The 18,436-nt window shown below is 63.0% G+C and carries 18 protein-coding genes; 4 read left to right on the top strand and 14 right to left on the bottom strand.

Translation table 11 applies throughout. From position 1 onward, the window contains the following. Window positions 1–14: 14 nt before the first annotated feature. Entirely contained in the window at window positions 15–590 is a 576-nt protein-coding gene (locus ACO2Q9_RS14510) for a cob(I)yrinic acid a,c-diamide adenosyltransferase (protein ID WP_423312516.1), read from the bottom strand. A 215-nt stretch (window positions 591–805) separates the two neighbouring features. On the opposite strand from ACO2Q9_RS14510, the gene ACO2Q9_RS14515 reads away from it, so the two are divergent. Next, window positions 806–1,138 (top strand): EF-hand domain-containing protein, encoded by a 333-nt coding sequence (locus tag ACO2Q9_RS14515; protein ID WP_423312517.1) that lies wholly within the window; start codon window positions 806–808, stop codon window positions 1,136–1,138. 64 nt (window positions 1,139–1,202) lie between these two features. After that, window positions 1,203–2,945 (top strand): N-acyl-D-amino-acid deacylase family protein, encoded by a 1,743-nt coding sequence (locus ACO2Q9_RS14520; RefSeq protein ID WP_423312518.1) that lies wholly within the window; start codon window positions 1,203–1,205, stop codon window positions 2,943–2,945. 54 nt (window positions 2,946–2,999) lie between these two features. On the opposite strand, the gene ACO2Q9_RS14525 is transcribed toward ACO2Q9_RS14520, so the two are convergent. The 3 genes from ACO2Q9_RS14525 to ACO2Q9_RS14535 form a co-directional block, all read right to left on the bottom strand. After that, window positions 3,000–6,572 (bottom strand): calcium-binding protein, encoded by a 3,573-nt coding sequence (locus tag ACO2Q9_RS14525; RefSeq protein ID WP_423312519.1) that lies wholly within the window; start codon window positions 6,570–6,572, stop codon window positions 3,000–3,002. 27 nt (window positions 6,573–6,599) lie between these two features. Beyond that, entirely contained in the window at window positions 6,600–7,718 is a 1,119-nt protein-coding gene (locus ACO2Q9_RS14530; RefSeq protein ID WP_423312520.1) for a hypothetical protein, read from the bottom strand. Window positions 7,719–7,836: 118 nt separating this feature from the next. After that, the gene (locus ACO2Q9_RS14535) at window positions 7,837–8,109 is read right to left on the bottom strand and encodes a DUF2164 domain-containing protein (RefSeq protein WP_423312521.1); all 273 of its coding nucleotides are present in this window, start codon (window positions 8,107–8,109) and stop codon (window positions 7,837–7,839) included. Window positions 8,110–8,234: 125 nt separating this feature from the next. On the opposite strand from ACO2Q9_RS14535, the gene ACO2Q9_RS14540 reads away from it, so the two are divergent. Together ACO2Q9_RS14540 and ACO2Q9_RS14545 are read left to right on the top strand one after the other, a co-directional pair. Continuing rightward, window positions 8,235–9,659 (top strand): FAD-binding oxidoreductase, encoded by a 1,425-nt coding sequence (locus ACO2Q9_RS14540; protein WP_423312522.1) that lies wholly within the window; start codon window positions 8,235–8,237, stop codon window positions 9,657–9,659. A 59-nt stretch (window positions 9,660–9,718) separates the two neighbouring features. Then, entirely contained in the window at window positions 9,719–10,297 is a 579-nt protein-coding gene (locus tag ACO2Q9_RS14545; RefSeq protein WP_423312523.1) for a glycine zipper 2TM domain-containing protein, read from the top strand. Window positions 10,298–10,306: 9 nt separating this feature from the next. On the opposite strand, the gene ACO2Q9_RS14550 is transcribed toward ACO2Q9_RS14545, so the two are convergent. The 10 genes from ACO2Q9_RS14550 to ACO2Q9_RS14595 all read right to left on the bottom strand — a co-directional run bounded on the left by ACO2Q9_RS14550 (window position 10,307) and on the right by ACO2Q9_RS14595 (window position 18,431). After that, on the bottom strand, window positions 10,307–11,812 hold the full coding sequence (locus ACO2Q9_RS14550) for a hypothetical protein (RefSeq protein ID WP_423312524.1): 1,506 nt from the start codon (window positions 11,810–11,812) through the stop codon (window positions 10,307–10,309). Between the two features lie 77 nt (window positions 11,813–11,889). Then, window positions 11,890–12,756 (bottom strand): hypothetical protein, encoded by an 867-nt coding sequence (locus ACO2Q9_RS14555; RefSeq protein ID WP_423312525.1) that lies wholly within the window; start codon window positions 12,754–12,756, stop codon window positions 11,890–11,892. A gap of 78 nt (window positions 12,757–12,834) precedes the next feature. Beyond that, on the bottom strand, window positions 12,835–13,320 hold the full coding sequence (locus ACO2Q9_RS14560) for a hypothetical protein (protein ID WP_423312526.1): 486 nt from the start codon (window positions 13,318–13,320) through the stop codon (window positions 12,835–12,837). A 34-nt stretch (window positions 13,321–13,354) separates the two neighbouring features. Further along, window positions 13,355–14,002, bottom strand: coding sequence for a penicillin-binding protein activator LpoB (locus ACO2Q9_RS14565; RefSeq protein ID WP_423312527.1), 648 nt, complete (start codon window positions 14,000–14,002; stop codon window positions 13,355–13,357). A gap of 183 nt (window positions 14,003–14,185) precedes the next feature. Next, the gene (locus tag ACO2Q9_RS14570; protein ID WP_423312528.1) at window positions 14,186–15,121 is read right to left on the bottom strand and encodes a ParB/RepB/Spo0J family partition protein; all 936 of its coding nucleotides are present in this window, start codon (window positions 15,119–15,121) and stop codon (window positions 14,186–14,188) included. 28 nt (window positions 15,122–15,149) lie between these two features. Next, window positions 15,150–15,689, bottom strand: a complete 540-nt coding sequence (locus ACO2Q9_RS14575; protein WP_423312529.1) for an RBBP9/YdeN family alpha/beta hydrolase — start codon at window positions 15,687–15,689, stop codon at window positions 15,150–15,152. Between the two features lie 37 nt (window positions 15,690–15,726). Next, window positions 15,727–16,497 (bottom strand): ParA family protein, encoded by a 771-nt coding sequence (locus ACO2Q9_RS14580; protein WP_423312530.1) that lies wholly within the window; start codon window positions 16,495–16,497, stop codon window positions 15,727–15,729. A gap of 3 nt (window positions 16,498–16,500) precedes the next feature. Beyond that, window positions 16,501–17,115, bottom strand: a complete 615-nt coding sequence (locus tag ACO2Q9_RS14585; protein WP_423312531.1) for a LysE family translocator — start codon at window positions 17,113–17,115, stop codon at window positions 16,501–16,503. An 87-nt stretch (window positions 17,116–17,202) separates the two neighbouring features. Further along, the gene (gene rsmG, locus ACO2Q9_RS14590) at window positions 17,203–17,865 is read right to left on the bottom strand and encodes a 16S rRNA (guanine(527)-N(7))-methyltransferase RsmG (protein WP_423312532.1); all 663 of its coding nucleotides are present in this window, start codon (window positions 17,863–17,865) and stop codon (window positions 17,203–17,205) included. Further along, window positions 17,862–18,431 (bottom strand): hypothetical protein, encoded by a 570-nt coding sequence (locus ACO2Q9_RS14595; protein ID WP_423312533.1) that lies wholly within the window; start codon window positions 18,429–18,431, stop codon window positions 17,862–17,864. Before ACO2Q9_RS14595 ends, rsmG begins: the two co-directional genes overlap by 4 nt. Window positions 18,432–18,436 lie beyond the last annotated feature (5 nt).

Below are 18,436 nucleotides of genomic sequence, written 5' to 3' on the forward strand. Positions count from 1 at the left end.
CCGCCGGTGGCAGGTCAGTCGGCTGCCTCGTCCGTCCTGCCGGCCATCCGCTCGCTCTTCCAGTACACGTCGTCGCCGCCGTTCATGCGGTTGAGCACGCGCGCGAGCACGAACATCAGGTCCGAAAGGCGGTTGAGGTACTGGCGCGGCGTGTCCTTGAGCGTCTCGGCGCTGCCCAGCGCGACGACTGCGCGTTCGGCGCGCCGCGCGATGGTGCGGCACACATGCGCGAGCGAGGCCGCGCGCGAGCCCGCCGGCAGGATGAACTCCTGCAAACGTGGCAGCTGTTCGTTGTGATGCGCGAGCGCTTCGTCGAGCTGCAGCACGGCTTCGGGCTTGAGCAGTTCGAAGCCCGGAATGGAAAGTTCGCCGCCCAGGTTGAAGAGCTGATGCTGGATGTCGCCGAGCAGTTCGCGCACGTCGGCCGGCAGTTCCTCGCACAGCAGCACGCCGATGCTGGAGTTGAGTTCGTCGACATCGCCCATGGCGTGCACCCGCAGGCTGTCCTTGGAGACGCGGGTGTTGTCGCCGAGGCCGGTGGTGCCGTTGTCGCCGGTGCGCGTGGCGATCTGGGTGAGGCGGTTGCCCATGTGTCTCTCCTGAGGTCTGAGGTGCGTGCTGAAGCTGGGTGGATTGTGCCCGGCGCGGCGCAGTCCCCGTTACACCGCGCTCTGAAATGTTTCGCGTGGCCATGTGATTGTGACGGCGGCAACATGCCGCAAAAGCGCTGGCGACGGCCCTCTTCGCGTCGTGCAATGGGGTCATGTGGCAATGGAGCCATGCAAAACCTTCCGAGGAGCCAGCCATGCAGAACAACGTGCGACCCGACGTCCCGCGCCCCACGACGCTGGCCATGGCGGCGTGGCTGGCCCTCGGCGTACTCGGCGCCAATGCGTGGGCACAGACTGCGGCCCAGGCCACGAAGCCCGACGGCAGCAAGCCCACGACGCAGGCCATGGCCGCCAACCAGCAGGCCGAAGCTGCCTTCAAGCGCGCCGACACGAATCGCGACGGCAAGCTGAGCCGTACGGAAGCCGACCACCTGCCCGCTATCGCGGCGCGCTTCGAACAGGTGGACGCCAACCGCGACCAGTTCATCTCGATGGACGAGTTCAACCGCATCGTCGCCGCCCCCTGATTCACCCGGATTGGCGGCGCGCCGCTTCATGCGGTATGGTTGCCCGGACAGGAGGCAACAATCCATGTTCGACACGGTGATTCGCGGCGGTACGGTTGTGGATGGGTCCGGCGCGGCGCCGTTCACCGGTGACGTCGGCATCAAGGACGGAAAGATCGCCGCAGTCGGCGGCAAGCTCGGCGCGGGGAAGCGCGAAGTCGACGCGAGCGGCGCGATCGTCACGCCCGGCTGGGTGGACGTGCACACGCACTACGACGGCCAGGTCACCTGGGACCCCTATCTTTCGCCATCGACGCACCACGGCGTGACCACCGCGGTCATGGGCAACTGCGGCGTGGGCTTCGCACCGGTGAAGCCGGACCGCCGTGAGTGGCTGATCAGCGTGATGGAAGGCGTCGAAGACATCCCCGGCACCGTGCTGAGCGAAGGCATCCGCTGGGAATGGGAGACGTTCCCGGAGTATCTCGACGCACTCGCGTCCAAGCCGCGCGCGCTCGATGTCGGCGCGCAGATTCCGCACAGCGCCGTGCGCACCTATGTGATGGGCGAACGCGGCGTGACACACGACGAAGCGTCGGCCGACGACATCCGCGCGATGACGCAGATCGTCGCGGAAGGCCTGAAGGCCGGCGCGCTCGGCTTCTCGACGAGCCGCACACTCATCCACAAGTACCAGCAGCACAAATACCCGCCAGGCACCTTCGCGTCGCCGGAAGAGATCCTGGGCATCGCGCGTGCGATGAAGGGCGTGGGCCACGGCGTGTTCCAGATGACAGCGAACCACGTGAGCATGGAAGGCGAGTTGTGGTGGCTCACGCAGATCGCGCGCGACAACAAACTGCCCGTCGCCTTCGCGCTCGTGCAGACCGACCAGACACCCGACACGTGGAAGCGCCTGCTCGCGCACCTGGACACGACGAATGCTGAAGGCGTGCCGCTGTACGGCAGCATCAGCGGGCGCGCCACCAGCATGGTGATGGGCTTCGAGGGCTCGCTGCACCCGTTCGTGCTGCATCCGATCTGGCAGCAGATCGCGCCTTTGCCGTGGGAAGAAAAACTCGCGCGCCTGCGCCAGCCCGAAGTGCGTGCCGCGCTCACGCGCATGGAAGTGGTGGAAGCCGCAGCGCAGGTCAACCAGGAAGCGGCGTTCTTTTTGCGCGGCCTTGCGCGCCTCTTCGTGCTGCGGCCCGACGCAAGCGGGAGCGTCAACTACGAACCGCTGATGAGCGACAGCCTGCTCGCCAAGTCGAAGGGCACCGGTGCCAACCCGCTCGAAGTGGCCTACGACGCGATGCTCACCAACGAAGGCCGTAACGATGGCAAGGGCCTGCTGTACTTCCCCGTGTTCAACTATTCGTACGGCGACCTGTCTCTGCTGCACACGCAGTTGCAGCACCCGCGCACGATGATGAGCCTGGCCGACGGCGGCGCGCACGTGGGCTATGTGTGCGACGTGTCCATGCCTACTTTCATGCTCACGCACTGGGCGCGCGACCGCTCACGCGGCCCGAAGCTGCCGCTGGAAATGCTGGTGAAGAAGCAGACGCGCGACACCGCGCAGGTCTACGGCCTGCAGGACCGCGGCGTGCTCGCGCCCGGCTACAAGGCCGACGTGAACATCATCGACTTCGACAAGCTGAAGCTCGACCTGCCGCACTTCGTGTTCGACCTGCCCGCTGGCGGAAGGCGGCTCACGCAAAGCGCCGAAGGTTATGTGGCGACGATGGTGAACGGCGAAGCCATCATGGAGTGCGGCCAGCCGACGGGTGCGATGCCGGGGTCGATCATTCGGGGGCCGCAGAGATAAAGTAATGAAGGAAATCGTCATTCCCGACGACGCCCTGCTGCCTCCTGTCCGGATTTACTGCCAGTTGGCGGCGATCACAGCATTGAGACTTGATTGATAAGCAGGCGGCAAAGTAGTTTGCCCCGGGGCAGGGGGCGCGAAAGCTGCCATGGCCTGCACGAGATTCTGAACACGACTCTCGGCGAGCACTTGACCATCGTGCGTCTGAAATTGATCGAGGTGATACGAACTGCTGAGGTACCAACCCTCGATCGTGACCATGTCTGTAGTGCCAATCACACTGGCTTCGAGGTTATTGCCTACTCTTCGAAACCAGAGCTCATTTGCATCGATACCGCATCCAAAGACGGCGATGTCGAAACTTGACACCGCGAAATAGGATTCGTTGTTCCGGATTGTGTCTTGCCCAAAACCCTCATCAAACAAATAAATATCGCTGTTGCCTCCCCCATCGAGCACATCATTACCCCCGCCACCAATCAGAACGTCATTGCCGGCACCTCCGAGTAATGAGTCGTTGCCCACACCTCCATCCAAGCGATCCGACTTCCCTCCTCCTGTCAGTCTGTCGTTCCCGTCAAGACCGTAGACCTCGCTATTGCCAAGGCTAGAGGATGTCGAAACATCATCGCCGTTCGTTAACTGGACCGCCAACGAAACAATTTCATTGGGGGTAAGTACCGTGCCATCAGCAAATTCCATTCGGTCGATCTTGTTTGTGCGATAGCTGTCGCCCCCGACGAAGAAATCCTGCAACTTCAAACTATCTCCGCTCGCAAAGTTAAACGTGAGGTGCACGCCCTGCCGAGTCACGTTGAGCAAATCAATAAGCGTCAAGTCCTCAAATACAGCGGTGTCATTTCGCGTACTGTAGTAAGCCTCGCTTTGCACAAGGACGTCCTGTCCGAAGCCTTTTGCGTAGATAAAAGTGTCTCTGCCAGCGCCACCATCCAACACATCATCGCCCACGCCTCCTACTAGTACATCGTTGCCGCCGCCACCGTACAGATTGTCATCGCCATCTTCACCTTCAAGACGGTCATCACCAAGGTCTCCACGGAGCGTATCAGCGCCTGCCTGCCCATAAATGATATCGGCGGTAGCGGTTCCATAGAGAATGTCGGCACCCTCTGTTCCATCGAGATATTCGAGGCCGAATGCGCCAAGAACACGATCAAAAGCATCAAGCGTATTGTCAGAATGCGCGCGCAGCGCTTTTGCCAAGGACTCCCCCCTCGCACCCAAGGAGCGCAATGCAAGGTCAAAATCTGTCGCCCACTGGCGCGCCGCCTGACCACCATCGTGGCTTTCGAAACGCTGATCGAAGCCTTGCTTGAGCATATTGAAAGCAATCGCTTCGTTGATAGCCGCCCCCTTCGCATCAATGGAGAACTTTGCGGCATCAAGCAGGGGGCGGAAATGCGTCTGAAGCATGAGTTGCCCATAGAAGTAAGTCAGCGCTTCACCGAAGGCTGTCTCAATCTGTGCTGCGGCATTTGGTCCTGGGTCCAAAGTACCCCCATTCGTGCCGGATTTCTGAACAAATCCGACGCCAAGCAGCGCCTCGACCGCCAGCAGTTTCCGCGCATCAGAAAGATAATTGCCTCGGCTTGAAGGAGACGCGCCACTGACGCCAGTCCACTCGTACACAATTGACACGATCAACCGTTTGCGCTCCGCCTGATCCTCGGCTCGCGCAAAATCCTTAAGCATCTGCTCAAGCGAGGAGTTAGGACTGCGCGCCAAGGTCTGATGCAAGCTCCGAACGATACCCATACCCGCCAGTTCGGGCAACGCAGCAATGCGATCACTGACCACGACGGTGTTTAGATCAACAGTACGTGCCGAGTCCTGGCTGAACCAGACATCGATTGCCTTGGCCGTTGTTCCGTCCGAACGAACATATGAGCCCCACTGCCCGAGATTGTTGCCCGCCGCATCCTTCACATTGACCTCGGCATACGCCAGCTTGATCGCCGATACACCCGCGTACGCAAGTAAAAGCAACTCGCCCGAATCTACATGGGCGTCGCCGTCAGCGTCTTTCCATACCTTGAGCTCAGCGAAAGCCGCATCGCCGGCATCAACCTTGCCATCACGGTTCTGGTCCAACTCGGCCAATGCCTTGAAGCCGTTCTGGGCTTTCGCACCGTTGTTCAGGCGCGTGTTGTTGCCGAAGAGTTCCAGTCCATTGTCAATAAGGCCATTGCCGTTGATGTCGCGCACCAGTAAACCGTCATCGGCGCCGACCCACCCCGTCAGTTCGGACAAGCCGTCGCCGTTGTGATCGAAATGAGTGCCGACTGAGCGCGCCACCGTCTCCACACCATCGCCATCCAGGTCAAGAACGATCGGGCTCATCGTGTCCAGCGCCATGGCAAACGTCTTCTGCATCGCATCGATCACCGCGTCCAATCCTTGGCCGATCAGCACGAGGCCCGGCAATACAATGCGCCCCGCCTTATCCATGCCCATAACATAAGGGGCTGCACCACTTGCGACAAACTGCCCGTCAACTAGCTCACCCACCAGGCGAACCTCCATGATCGCGCCTGTCGCCTCATCAAGATGCGTCGTCACCTGTACAGCATCCTGTGATTGACTCGCATTGGCACCCGTCCCCGTCGTGCGAACCACCCCACTCGTTTCGTAGTTGACGCTGTCGATGCCGTATCCACTCGGCCCCTTGCCATCCAGCACGTTCCAGTGTCCGCGCGAAATGTCATTCCGCTCAACGAACAGAAGTTGCTCGGGACTCAGATCCGCACGCCAGCCAAGCTCATGGATGATGTTCGCAGGACTGTCCACGTGCTGTGCGGCAGCCTGCCCAGCCGCGTCGGATAGTGGGCCTTTCACTTCTCCACCGATCCATTCGACAACTTTTTCAACAGCCCAGGCGCGAAAGCCGCTGAATGCACTGGCGGCGCCTGAAAAGACCGCCTCGACGCTCTGAACGAAAGCCTGGGTTGCGGCTCCAACGACAGCGCCTGCGCCTTGTGCATTACCCGTGCTCACCGGCAAGTCGATGCCGCCACCAGACCCCCCCGACAACCACATCGGATCGCCATTCACAGGGGCAGGTGTACGAATACTGAGAACATCCGGATCGACCTGACCATTGGGTGTCCAATTGGCCTGCCATGCGTTGACGGTTACTGTGCCTGCGACGTTTACAGGCGATTCAGTGTCGTTGCGTAGCTGGTAGGACGCCGCGGCGAGGGCGAGACCAACCGCACCAGACCCTACGAAGGTGACAGATGCTCCAAAATAGGGACTCTCGTCCGAGGCCGTAAGTCGTTCTATCAATTCCCGCGTCTGCATAACAGGAACCGACCGCGGTGCAACGACATATTGACCGTCTACAAGAGTTGCTGGGGAGTCATAAAATATTCCCGGATTCTCGGCTTGCGTCTGAGCAGGCAGATTCAAAAATTGAACCGGCGCTGGTGTACCGCTGATGATGAGTTCGCCCGTCTGAGGATTGAACCATGCAAGATAGTCGATCCGACTAGATTGGTTACTCAAGGGAATATTCAGACTCTCATTTGGAACTGGCACAAAGCCGAGCGGGATGCCAGAACCTGTTTCAAGAACAGAAAGAATGGTTGATATGCTGAGGCTTGACACTTAAAAGTCTCCTGAAAAATGGATGGCTCAGGGAGCCAATTTGAAAAAGTGCACGGTGTTGCCCTCAGCAATCGCATAGTTGTTATCTTTTTCTGCTACTCGAATGACATCTCTCGGAATGTCAAATCGAGCAACCTTTCTGAGTTGCGCGAGATCCCAGATGTATGCTTGGTCAGCGATTCCGAACGCGCGCTCGCTATCCCCCGCCGCCACCAAGTTGCCTGAGTTCAATGAAGGATCGTTGACAACACCCGTCAATTGGAAATCTGCAGCGGCATTCCATACGCGGATTGGAGGCTTCCCAAATGACGCCAGATAGTTTCCACTCTTGGTATAGACAACTCCGTTAAGCGGTGTCTCGCTCAAGAGAACTTTCTTGACCGATCCCTTACGCACGTCTGCAACGACAATCGCCGTTGCACCTGACCAGTTGACGTAACCAAACTTCTCAGCATCCCGAAAGAATTGCAACCCGGCCAACGCAATTTCGTTGCCGGACGGGTTACACGCCATCTTTTCATAGCTTCGCCCCACTTTTGGGTGATCAGAGAACGGATGCGAAAGATCGACGTCGCGGATCATTTCTCCGGATGGAAGTTCATAAGTGGTGAATCCACCCTTTCGCAACAGAACGAGCAATCGACCGTTGTCGAACAAGCACATGCCGATATGTCGTCCGCCATGCTTAATAGAGCCCGGGCCCTTGATAGTGGCGACCTCCTTTCTCGTTTCAAGGTCCCATACTTTTGCAAGGACATAGCGCTGCATGTCTTTCCGGGCGTTCAATTCTTGCGGTGAGTTGAGAACCTTAGGAAACGGCGGAGAGCCTGCCTTGGAATCAGAAAAGTCTTGGGTGATCAGGTACCGACCATCTAGAGAGAACAGGATCTCCTGACCCGAAAGATTTGCGGAGAGCCGGTTACTGCGAACAGAGAAAACATGCTTCTTCTCTTTAATGTTCCAGACGGACACTTCATCCTTCATGAAGAAGCCAATTGCGAAAAGGTGTCCATTCGGCTGCCACGCCATTGACTGGACGGCGTAAGGCAGCACCAATCGACCGCTCCTCTCCAATCTCGGAAGCGATAGTTCTGCGCGAGCGAATAACGCAGCAACCAGAAAACTCAATCCCAGAAAAAATTTCATCGAGGCATTACGTCACATGCCCTCTGCCAAGTTCAATGCCGTTCCCGCTGGAAATGCAAAGGATCGTTAAATTTCGGAACTTAATCAAAAGCCCGGGCCCGCATAAGGCCCGACCGCTTCAGCGGTTACGTTGCAGTCCGTCGAACTTGCGCCAGTACTGGAACTCGTCTTCGTGCACCTCGTAGTCGAGCTCCGCCACACGCGCCTGTAGCCGCTCCTGCACGTCGGCCACGGCCTTGTTGTAGATGAGCGGGCCGATCTCTTCGAGGAAGTAACCCAGCAAGGCACCTGCCGCGATGTTGCCGATCTTTTCTTCCATGTTCTCCTGGAAGTAGCGCTCGATGGAGGCGATGGCTTCCTGGCGGGCTTCGCGGCTGATTTCGATGGTCATGGGCAGGCGTCCGGTGGTGGTCGGGTGTGCGGGTTTCCGCGTACGTGATTTTGACCACTTCCCCAGCGACAAACGCCCGCCCTGCCTAAAATCGTGGTCTTGCCGCACATTGGCACGGAGACACCATGAACGCCCCCACACAAGTCGCCCACCTCGTTCCCGAAATCAACCAGCGCGAGGTTCCCGACGCATTGATCGAAGCATTGAAGGCGCGCTTCGGTGCCAACTGCTCCACGGCGCTGGCCGTGCGCGAGCAGCATGGCCGCGACGAATCGTCGTTCCAGGCGCCGCCGCCTGCTGCCGTGGTGTTCGCCGAAAGCACGAAGGACGTGGCCGACGCGGTGAAGCTGGCGAGCGACCACAGCGTGCCGGTCATCCCCTTCGGCGTGGGTTCGTCGCTCGAAGGCCATCTGCTCGCAGTGCAGGGCGGCATCAGCATCGACGTGAGTCGCATGAACAAGGTGCTGCACATCAACGCCGACGACCTGACGGTGACCGTGCAGCCGGGCGTGACGCGCAAGCAGCTCAATGAAGACATCAAGAGCACCGGCTTGTTCTTCCCGATCGATCCGGGTGCGGACGCGTCCATCGGCGGCATGGCGGCCACGCGTGCGTCCGGCACGAACGCCGTGCGCTACGGCACCATGCGCGAGAACGTGCTGGGCCTCGAAGTGGTGACGGCGAGCGGCGAAGTCATCCGCACCGGCACGCGCGCGAAGAAATCGTCCGCGGGCTACGACCTCACGCGCCTGCTGGTCGGCAGCGAAGGCACGCTGGGCGTGATCACCGAGGTCACACTGCGCATCTACCCGCTGCCCGAAGCCGTGTCTGCTGCGATCTGCTCGTTCCCCAGCATTGAGGCTGCGGTTCGCACCGTCATCCAGACCATCCAGCTCGGCGTGCCGATCGCGCGCGTGGAACTGATCGACAACAACACGGTGCGCATGGTGAACGCGCACTCCAAACTGGGCCTGCGCGAGGAACCGCTGCTGCTGATGGAATTCCACGGCTCGCCCGCCGGCGTGAAGGAGCAGGCCGAGACGGTGCAGGAGATTGCGGCTGAGTTCGGCGGCAATGCGTTCGAGTGGGCATCGACCCCCGAAGAGCGCACGCGCCTGTGGACTGCACGTCACAACGCGTATTTCGCAGCGATCCAGTCGCGCCCTGGCTGCCGCGCGATTTCCACCGACACCTGCGTGCCGATCTCGCGCCTGGCGGACTGCCTGCTCGAATCGGTGGCTGAAGCCGACGCAAGCGGCATTCCCTACTTCCTCGTCGGCCATGTGGGCGACGGCAACTTCCACTTCGGCTACCTGCTCGACCCGAATGAGCCGAAGGAGCGCGAGATTGCCGAAGAGCTCAACCACAAGCTGGTGGCGCGCGCGCTGGCACTCGAGGGCACCTGCACCGGCGAGCACGGCGTGGGCCTGCACAAGATGGGCTTCCTGGTCGACGAGGCCGGCGCGGGCGCGGTCGACATGATGCGCACCATCAAACGCGCGCTGGACCCCAAAAACATCATGAATCCGGGGAAGATTTTCTCGCTGTGAGCTTGGCGTCATCCCCATGACGGGGTAGCCTCGTTATACAGACCTCAGGGGGAAAACCAATGATGAAACAAGTCACGACGCGACTGGCTCTTGCACTCGGCGCCGCATCGGCGCTCGCCATGCTGACCGGCTGCGCAACGCAGCAACCCGTGGCCAACTACGGCCACCCGGCGCTCTATGCCGCGCAACCCGTCGTGGTCGTGCAGCAGCCTGCACAGGTGGTCTATGCCCAGCCGCAGTATCGGCACGGCGGCTATTACGCGGCGGCGCCGGTCTATGCCCCATCTCCCGTGTACACCCAGAGCTACACGACCTATCCGCAACCGCAAAGCTACGCCTACGCGCCCGGCTACGCACCCGCCCCTGCACGCAATGACGTCGGCCGCACCGCAGTCGGCGCGCTCGCCGGTGGTGTCATCGGCAGTCAGTTCGGCGGCAGCAGAAACGCACGCACGGCCGCCACGGTGGTCGGCGCAGGTGCCGGCGCGATGGTTGCGCAAGGCGGCTACAGCAACGAAGCCGTCGGCGGCGCGGTGCTCGGCGGCATCATCGGCTCGCGCTTCGGCAAGGGCGAAGGCCGCAATGCGGCCGCAGCCATCGGCGCGGGTCTGGGTGCGTGGATGGCGGTGAAGGACTGACGGGGCGAATCAGCCCGCGACCGACGCGTCCAGCTCCTGGCGGAACGCCGGGTCGCGCTTGTGCTCGCCCGGCTCGATCGGGCCGGCGTCGCGGTACAGGTTGAGCGGCGACACCGAGCGGCCCCAGTAGAGCTGGCACGACGGCGTGTTCACCAGACGCGTCACCGGTACCGGCGCGACCGAGCTGCCGGCGGTTTCCACCGTCACGGCCACGGGCGCGTCGCCCGGGTGCTTCGAGGGCGCCGTGGCCAGCCAGATGGTGCCGGGCAGTTGTTCCCATTCACGAATGTCGGCTTGCGCCTGCGTCGATGCGGACACACCCTGCGCGACGAGGCCGGCGAACATGCCGACCATGCCCAGGCTTGCCGCGTCGCGGCTGCCTGTCTGCATGGCGACCTGCATGCCGACGTTGCCCACGGTGCCGGCCACGTCGGCGACGTTCTGCGCGCCTTCCTTGAACGAGGCCTTGCCGCCGAGCACGGAGTCGATCTGGCGGCCACCGCGCGTGGTGGCCTGATAGCCTACATCCGCGCCGACAACGAACTGGTTCGCGAAGCAGTTGGTACCACCGGTGCATGCGGCCTTGGCGGTCTGCGCAGGCAACTCGTGCGGCTGCCACTTGAGCGCTTCGCCGAACTTGCCGCCACCGTACTTGAACGGCGCGCGGCCAGTCTCGAACAGCACGAGCACGGGCTGTTCCACGGAAACGCTCGCGTAGTTCCTGTCGCCCTTCACGGCCATCTGCAGGTAGTCTTTCGCGAGGCTCGCATTGCCGTCACAGTAGCTGGCCCAGCCCGCCATGTAGGGCATGAGGCCGAAGTCGCCGGCGTACTGCTCGGCTTCGGCCACCGTGTCCTGGTAGTCGGCCTGCTTGAACATCGCGCGCGCGTTCTGGAAATCGTTCTGCGCCGCATAGACGAGGCCGCGGTAGAAGAACGCCATCGCGCGCTCGTACGGCTCTCCCTTGTAGTCCTTGATCTTCTCGGCCGTCCAGAGCGACTTGGCCTTCTGCGCTTCGGCGTTGTCGGCGTAGATCTGGTCGATGCGGAACGCGGCGGCGTCGAACGATTTCTCGGCGATCTCGAGCTTGCCGAGCGAGAGCGCAGCCAGGCCGATGCGCTGGAAGTTCAGCGTCGCATTGCGCTCACCCTCGATGTAGAGGCGCTCGTAGAGCACGCGCAGTTCTGGCGTCGGCGTCTTCGCGGCGAACGCCGCAGCGGCTTGCTGCACGTCGGCGGCCACGGGCTTGGCCTGGCCCCACTTCTTCACCGGCTTCTGCGCCGCTTGCGCGGCCTGTTGCTGCTGCTGGGCCTGCAGGTTCTGCTGTGTGGCCTGCTGCGCGCCCTGCTGGATCATGGTCTGGAACAGCGCGCCGAATTGTGCGTGCGCCGGCAGGCTCATCGCGACGGCGGCCACTGCCACGGCCACTGCCACGGCTGCTGACACTGCTGATGCGAGCGGCCTGGAGCGGGCACCGCTATTGCGACCGGGGGACGTGCGGAGGGAGGTGCTCAAGGAGCTGCGCTCTTGCTTGAAGAAGTTCATCGTCGTGTCTCGTCCAGGAAATTCAGGAGGGTGTTCTGTTCGTGTGCTCAGCGCACGAGCGCGTCGCCCAGGCGCGCGAGCGTCTGTTCGGCCACGAGCTTGCCGACGTCGCCGACCTTCACCGGCGCGCGTACTTCACGGAAGCCGCCACGCGGGTCGGCTTCGAATTTCGGCGTGGCCTTGGGCGCATCTTCCGGCGGCTTGCCGTCCATGTAGCCTTCGGCGAGCACCACGCCGTCGGCCAGGCGCTTGATCGACACGTAGGTGGCCCAGCCGGTCGGCGAGCTGGCGTCACGCGTGTTGAGCACTTCCATCAGCAGCTTCGCGTGCTTCGACAGCGCTTCGGTTTCGATCTGCTGCGAGTCGAGGCTCGCGCCCTTCTGCGCCGCAGCGGTCGTGCGCATGACGACGTTGCGGTCCACCAGCTTCACGCCGGCCGATGCGATGGTCTGCATGAACGAAGCGCGCATCTGCAGATCCACGCGCTCCACCGGGCCGCTGCGCTGCGCCTGCTGGGTCTTGGTGTCCTGCATGGTGATGGTGGTGTTGCCGATGGCCGCGCCGCGCACTTCGGCAGCGCCGTAGCCCGGCACGCGCACGGCTTCGGCCGTGCCGGCGCTGGCGCGCATGGTGTCCACGCTCACCTGCGACGCGCTGTGCTGCTGCAGCATGTCGGTGAACTCGCGGTTCCACAGCACGGCCATCGTCGGACGGCCGGCCTTCGCGTACGCGGCGGCGAACGACGCGCGGTTGAGCGTGGGCTGGTCGGACGGCGCGGCGGGCGGCGGCGTCAGCACATCGGGCTGGCCGCTGCGGTAGGCGCTGGCGGGAATGTTCGGTGCCTGCGCGTGCGCAGCGAGCGAAACCGCGATCGTTGCAAGCGCCATCGAAGGCAGGACGAAGACTCGTTTCATGGACGGCTCCTTGGAAGCTGGAAGCGACGGCGGATGTTGGGGCGATGGCTGCGCGCCAGCCTGGCGCGCAGGCTTTCATCAGCGCGGCGGATTCGCCGGAACGGTGTAGGTCTGGCCCGGGGCGAACTGCGACTGGCCGCGGTTCGCGTCGTAGATGTCCACGGCCACCTTGTCGGTGGCCTGCGACACGGCGGACTCGCCGTACGTGGCTTGGCCGCGCGGCGGCAGGAACACGCTCTTCCATGCGCTCGGCGGCTCGGTCTGGCCGCGCGCGCCGGTGAAGCGGGTGCGCATGATCAGCGCGACGTCCACGTCGGAGCAGTTGTAGACCGTGGTCTGCACGGCCGCCATGCCGGTGCCGGTGCGTGCGGTGGAGACTTCCTGCACGCCGATCACCTTGGCGAGTTCGGGCGACAGCACGGAGACGGCACCGAGGTTCGGCGCGCCGGCCTGCTGTTGTTGTTCCCACGTGCGGCAACCGGCGAAAGTGGGCGGGGTGGACTGCGTGGTGGCGCAGCCGGAGACGATGGCCACGAGGCTCAGGGCCAGGAGCGGACGGTACATGTGTGGAACTCCCTCAGGTGTCTGGTTGTCGCGATCAGCGGTAGATCACGTCGTCGGCGGCGGCGCGCGAGAACTCGTAGATGCCGGCCCAGACGATCTCGCCCGATTCGAGGTCGGTGAGCTCGAACGAGATCTGCGTGTAGCGCTGGATCATCCCGGTCTTGACGTTGCGGCTGTCCAGCGAATTGATCTTGCCGGAGAGGCGGTAGTCCGCGCCGGCCTGTGCCTTGGTCAGGCCGGTGGTGCCGGTGTCGACGGTGCCGCTGCGCTTGAGCTGGCGCTCCTGCTCGACCATCGCAGAGTTCTGGCGGTTGATGAACTGCATGCGCGTGCGCGCGGCACGGTTCAGGTTGACCATCAGGCGCTGCGTGATGATGTTCTTGTTGATCGCCTGCGAGCTCTCGTTGACGAAGTACGCGCTGTCGATGATCACGCGCGGGCGCTTGCCCGTGTCTGCAAAGATCTGCTCGGCCAGGATGTCGCGCATCATCTGGTCGGTCATGGCGACGATGTCCTGACCTTCGACGCCGACGCCCGACACCGGGCCCTTGCGGCTGGAGTCGACATCCATCGACGAGACGCCGGTGGCGTTCTGCAGCGGAGGGTTGGTCTGGCAGCCGGCGAGGCCCGATGCCAGCATGCACAGGGCCGCGATCTGCACGCGGTAAGAGGTCAAGCTCAAAGTCATTGTTCTGCCTTCCGGAAGGGGAAACGCGGGGCCCGTCGGCCACGGGTTACAAAGAGACACCTTTGTAACGTCGCGGAGTATGCCAGCGCTCCCTTGCACCCGCATCCCGTGTATGCGGGAGGCACGTGCACCGTGTGTGCACTAGTTGGCAGAAATCAAAAGACTTACGGAAAAGATCTACGCAGTGCCGCGCAGGCGCTCGATCAGGCCGTTGAGTTCGTCGAGCGAGCCGAACTGGATGGCGAGTTCGCCCATTTCTTCCACGCGGCCCGCGCGCTTGGTGCGCTTCTTCACGCGCACCTCGACCTCGGCGGTCAGCAGGTCGGAGAGTTCCTCTTCCACGCGTCGAAGGTCGCGCGACTTTTCCTTTTTCGACGACGGCTTGGGCGAGACGAGGTTGAACTCGGCGCCGAGCTTCTTCGCCAGCGCTTCGGCTTCGCGCACGGACAGCTTCTTCGCCGAGATCTGGTTGGCGGCCGTGATCTGCGTGGCCTTGTCCAGGCTGAGCAGCGCACGGGCATGACCCATATCGAGGTCACCAGCCATCAGCATGGTCTGCACCGGCTCGGCCAGTTGCAGCAGGCGCAGCAGGTTGCTGGCGGCGCTGCGCGAACGGCCCACAGCCTGCGCCGCAGATTCGTGAGTGAGCCCGAACTCCTTCACGAGACGTTGCAGGCCCTGGGCTTCTTCCAGCGGGTTGAGGTCTTCGCGCTGGATGTTCTCGATCAGCGCCATGGCGGCGGCGGCCTCGTCGGGCACGTCGCGCACCAGCACCGGCACGCTGTCCAGCCCCGCGATCTTCGCGGCGCGCGAGCGGCGCTCGCCCGCGATGATTTCGTACTTGCCGGCGTTCGGTCCGTCGGCCAGACGACGGACCAGGATGGGCTGCATGATGCCCTGCGCCTTGATGCTCTCGGCCAGTTCGTAGAGCGCGCCTTCGTCCATGCGGGTGCGCGGCTGGTACATGCCGGGCACGAGGTCGGTGAGCAGCAGCGAGGCCGGCTGGCCCGGGTTGGCTCCGGTGGAAGGTGCCGCTTCTGCGGCAGCCTCGACCTTCGGGCCGAGCAGGGCTTCGAGTCCGCGGCCGAGGCCCTTGGGTTTCTTGGTGACCATGTTCTTTCAGTCTTTCTTCTGGGCTGGATCAACGCTGCATCAGCGCATCGAGCATCGCGAAACCTTCGGGCCAGTCGGCCAAGCCCGATCCGGAATTGATGTGGCCGCGCGGGCCGATGCTGACGAGGTCCGCGCCCCATGCGGCGGCGAGCAGGCCGGCCTTGTCGAGGCCGCCATAGGGGTCGTCGGTGCTGGCGACGATCTCGGCGTGGAACGGCAGCTTGCCGCGCGCGATCGGCGACCAGCCGGGCAGCACTTCACGCAGGTCTTCGCGCTCCACGTCGGGCACGGCCACGAGCAGCGCGGCCTTCACACGCGCGGTGTTCTTCGAATGCGCGGCCCACGCGGCCGCCTGGATACAGCCGAGGCTGTGCGCGACCAGCACCGCAGGCTCGTCGCACGAGAGCACGACCTCTTCCAGCCGCGCGATCCAGTCGCCGCGCAGCGGACGCATCCAGTCGTGCTGTTCCACACGACGGAAGCCGTGCTTCACCTCCCACAGGCTCTGCCAGTGGGTCGGGCCGGAGTTCTGCCAGCCCGGGAGGATCAGGACGTTGGAGGGCTTCATGCTATGAAATCTGTAGCGGACTACGGCCTTGGCGCGGCTACATCCGCCTGATGCGATCGACCATTTCCTGCGCGAACTCGACGAAGGCCTGGCTGCCCTTGGCCGCCGGGTCGAAAACGACGCCGGGCAGACCGTAGCTCGGCGCTTCGGCCAGGCGCACGTTGCGCGGGATCACGGTGTCGAACACCTTGTCGCCGAAGTGCGCCTTGAGCTGGTCGCTCACCTGCGTCTGCAGCGTGATACGCGGATCGAACATCACGCGCAGCAGGCCGATGATCTGCAGGTCCTTGTTGAGGTTGGCGTGCACCTGCTTGATGGTGTTGACCAGATCGGTCAGGCCTTCGAGCGCGAAGTACTCGCACTGCATGGGCACGACGACGCCGTGCGCCGAGCACAGGCCGTTGAGCGTGAGCATCGAGAGCGACGGCGGGCAGTCGATCAGCACGAAGTCGTATTCGGCATCGACAGCGGCGAGCGCGAGCTTGAGGCGCTGGTCGCGGTGGTCCAGATCCACCAGCTCGACTTCGGCACCCGCGAGCTCGCGATTGGCGCCGAGCACGTCGTAGCCGCACTTCTCGCTGCGCACGCGCGCCTCGGCGATCGACGCCGACTCGAGCAGCACGTCGTACACGGTGAGTTCGAGGCTGCGCTTGTCCACGCCCGAGCCCATGGTCGCATTGCCCTGCGGGTCGAGGTCGACCATCAGCACACGCTGGCCGATCTTCGCCAGACCGGCGGCAAGGTTGACGGTGGTGGTGGTCTTGCCGACCCCACCCTTCTGGTTGGCGACGCAGAAAATCCGTGCCATGGCTTACTTGCCAAGCGCCAGCTTGACGCCGAAGCCGATGAGGAACACGCCCGCGATCTTCTCCAGTACCTGTTTGATCATCGGGTTGGCGCGCAGCCGCTCGGCCAGGAAGTACACCAGCAGCACGACGATGAGTGCATAGAGGAAAGTCAGCGCGGCAATCGTGGCGGCCATGACGCCGAAAGTCACGAGGCCCTGATGCCGGACCGGATCGACGAACAGCGGGAAGAACGCCATGTAGAAAACGATGGCCTTCGGATTCAGCAGCGTGATGGTGAAGGCCTGGCGGAAATACTGCTTCGGCTTGATCTGCAGGATCGGCGCGTCGCCGGGTTTGGCCGTCACCATGCGGAAGCCCAGGTATGCGAGATACGCCGCACCAGCCCATTGCACGGCATGAAAGGCGGTCGGGTATGCTGCAAGCAGCGCGGCCACGCCGGCCACCGCCATCCACAGCAGGACCTGGTCACCCACGATCAGGCCGAAGGTGGCCGCGAACCCGCCCCGGAGTCCGCCCTTGCCGGTGGAAGTGATCAGCGCCAGATTGCCGGGGCCGGGAATCGCCAGAAACAGGATGATCGCGGCGACGAACGCGCCGTAATCTGCAACGCCGAACATGGGAATTTCCTTGGAAGACGGACGGAAGGGGGAGCGCCGAGTTTACGTGAAGCGCCCCGCTCTGCGCCCATTGCAGTCACGGCTTTTTTAGCTTGCAGCGGCGCTGCGGCGCATCCAGACCAGACAACGGTCCGCATCGAGGCCCGGGACACTCAGTTGTTCCACGTGAAACACGTTCACTGATGGCGGCAACGCGGCGATTTCGTCTGTCGGCAGCTTGCCCTTGAGGGCCAGCCAGACCCCGTCCGGGGCCAGCGCGTCCGCCGACCAGTTCGTGAAGTCGACCAGCGATGCAAAGGCCCTCGACGTGACAACGTCGCAAGAGTCGGCGAGCGATTCCACACGCGCGTGCAGCCCCTTGAGATTCGGCAGCTTCAGGCTGATGGCCACCTGCTGGATGAAGGTGGCTTTTTTTGACACCGTGTCCACACAGGTCACGGAAACCTCAGGGCAGCAGATCGCCAGTACGACGCCCGGAAGTCCGGCACCGGAACCGACATCCATCAGGCGCGAACCGGCCGACAGACCGGCCTGCGCCAGATGTCGCCGCAAAGGGGCAACCACCGCCAGGCTGTCCAGCAGATGGTGCGTCAGCATCTCTTCCGGGCCCCGGACCGCCGTCAGGTTGTAGACCTTGTTCCATTTCTGGATGAGTGCGAGGTAGTCCAGCAGCAACTGCGCTTGACCCTCATCGAGAGAGACTGACAGCTGTGCCGCGTGCTGGACGAGCCGCTCTGCCGCTTCGATCATTCGGTCCTGGCCCAGCAGTTGGCCGCTGTCGCTGGCGCCTGAATCCAGTAACGCGTCGCGCCCGGCTCGGAAAATCCATCCCCACGCACACCCCGAAGCAGGTTTACCTGGGCGGGCGCCCATGTCGCTGCGCGCCACTGCTCGCCAAACTCAGCGACACACAATTTGTCTGCCGCCTCCTGCGAAGTCAAGTCCGAACCGCGCACTGCCGGAGTCGCCGCCCACTTGGTGTTCGCCCAATTCTTGAGGGGCCCCTCCTTGATGAGCGGGTCGGCCTGAGTCGCGGGCAGCACGCACAGCAAAGGCCGACTGGCCCGGCAGGCGGTGTCGCCTTCAACTGGATTGCAGCCGCCGTCAAGAGGCTGACCGTTGGGCACCGGGTTGGCTTTGCACCCGAGATGAAGCATGCCGGTCGACGCGTCCGGCTCGTTCATCAATCCGTACGTGAGTCCGTGACCGACCGGCCTGAAGAACATCCACCAGACAGCCAAGGCGACCGTGCCCGCGCACAACAGCGCCAATCCGGCCCACAGCCGCCAACCGCCCAATCGCTTGGTTTTGCTCAAAATCC

Source organism: Variovorax sp. VNK109, from assembly GCF_049445855.1.
Lineage (GTDB): Bacteria > Pseudomonadota > Gammaproteobacteria > Burkholderiales > Burkholderiaceae_C > JAGOCV01.

Excerpts from the sequence above, each read along its gene's own strand:
- ACO2Q9_RS14510 (WP_423312516.1), bottom strand. The coding sequence starts at position 590 with ATGGGCAACCGCCTCACCCAGATCGCCACGCGCACCGGCGACAACGGC.
- ACO2Q9_RS14515 (WP_423312517.1), top strand. The coding sequence starts at position 806 with ATGCAGAACAACGTGCGACCCGACGTCCCGCGCCCCACGACGCTGGCC.
- ACO2Q9_RS14520 (WP_423312518.1), top strand. The coding sequence starts at position 1,203 with ATGTTCGACACGGTGATTCGCGGCGGTACGGTTGTGGATGGGTCCGGC.
- ACO2Q9_RS14530 (WP_423312520.1), bottom strand. The coding sequence starts at position 7,718 with ATGAAATTTTTTCTGGGATTGAGTTTTCTGGTTGCTGCGTTATTCGCT.
- ACO2Q9_RS14535 (WP_423312521.1), bottom strand. The coding sequence starts at position 8,109 with ATGACCATCGAAATCAGCCGCGAAGCCCGCCAGGAAGCCATCGCCTCC.
- ACO2Q9_RS14540 (WP_423312522.1), top strand. The coding sequence starts at position 8,235 with ATGAACGCCCCCACACAAGTCGCCCACCTCGTTCCCGAAATCAACCAG.
- ACO2Q9_RS14545 (WP_423312523.1), top strand. The coding sequence starts at position 9,719 with ATGATGAAACAAGTCACGACGCGACTGGCTCTTGCACTCGGCGCCGCA.
- ACO2Q9_RS14555 (WP_423312525.1), bottom strand. The coding sequence starts at position 12,756 with ATGAAACGAGTCTTCGTCCTGCCTTCGATGGCGCTTGCAACGATCGCG.
- ACO2Q9_RS14560 (WP_423312526.1), bottom strand. The coding sequence starts at position 13,320 with ATGTACCGTCCGCTCCTGGCCCTGAGCCTCGTGGCCATCGTCTCCGGC.
- ACO2Q9_RS14570 (WP_423312528.1), bottom strand. The coding sequence starts at position 15,121 with ATGGTCACCAAGAAACCCAAGGGCCTCGGCCGCGGACTCGAAGCCCTG.
- ACO2Q9_RS14575 (WP_423312529.1), bottom strand. The coding sequence starts at position 15,689 with ATGAAGCCCTCCAACGTCCTGATCCTCCCGGGCTGGCAGAACTCCGGC.
- ACO2Q9_RS14580 (WP_423312530.1), bottom strand. The coding sequence starts at position 16,497 with ATGGCACGGATTTTCTGCGTCGCCAACCAGAAGGGTGGGGTCGGCAAG.
- ACO2Q9_RS14585 (WP_423312531.1), bottom strand. The coding sequence starts at position 17,115 with ATGTTCGGCGTTGCAGATTACGGCGCGTTCGTCGCCGCGATCATCCTG.
- rsmG (WP_423312532.1), bottom strand. The coding sequence starts at position 17,865 with ATGATCGAAGCGGCAGAGCGGCTCGTCCAGCACGCGGCACAGCTGTCA.